Origin of the sequence: Pseudomonas sp. SB113 (assembly GCF_040754745.1) — a bacterium.
GTDB classification, from domain to species: Bacteria; Pseudomonadota; Gammaproteobacteria; order Pseudomonadales; family Pseudomonadaceae; genus Aquipseudomonas; species Aquipseudomonas grimontii.
In genome coordinates this window covers 1-597 of the sequence record NZ_JBFMHW010000085.1, presented here as the reverse complement: position 1 = coordinate 597, position 597 = coordinate 1, and the positions used below count along the sequence as shown (strand labels likewise).

The 597-nt window shown below is 59.3% G+C and carries 2 protein-coding genes; both read right to left on the bottom strand.

Annotated features, from left to right (window positions below):
- On the bottom strand, positions 1–328 hold a 328-nt coding region (locus AB1462_RS31535), incomplete at its 3' end, for an ATP-binding cassette domain-containing protein (protein WP_367248989.1).
- The coding region (locus AB1462_RS31530; RefSeq protein ID WP_367248987.1) for a TOBE domain-containing protein at positions 328–597 on the bottom strand (270 nt) is incomplete at its 5' end. The genes AB1462_RS31530 and AB1462_RS31535, both read right to left, overlap by 1 nt.

The window sequence follows — 597 nt, the reverse complement described above, 5'->3', positions numbered from 1 at the left end:
CCGCCTCGCTGACGTTGCGGTCGTAACGCATCGGCAGTTCCAGATTTTCGAGCACCGAAAGCGTCGGATACATAACCGGATATTGAAACACCATGCCGACATTGCGCTTGCGCGGCGGCAGCTTGGTCACGTCCTTGCCGCCGAATATGACGCGCCCGCTCGTCGGCCGTTCCAGCCCGGCGAGAATGCGCATCAGCGTTGTCTTCCCGCAGCCGGAAGGCCCGAGCAGACAGGCAACCTCGCCATCGGCAAACGTCATATCGATATTGTCGACCGCCGTGAAATCGCCGAAACGCTTGGTGACTTTTTCGATGAAAATATCGGCCATCAGGCATGCCCTCCGGTCATCAGCCGCTCACGCGATTTCCCCTCGAAGAACAGGGCGTTTTTCGGATCGACCGCAATCGTCACCGAACTGTCGAGTTCCGGTATCCAGGCGCCCATGGCAAGCAATGCCAGCGTCAGGGGTTGCCCATCGGCGTCAAGATTGACGACGATCTCTCCGCCCTGATTTTCGACGAGAGACACGCGTGCCGGGATTTTCACCTCGTTCGATGCCGCGCTCGCATCACCCGGTTCCAGCAGGCGAATATGCTC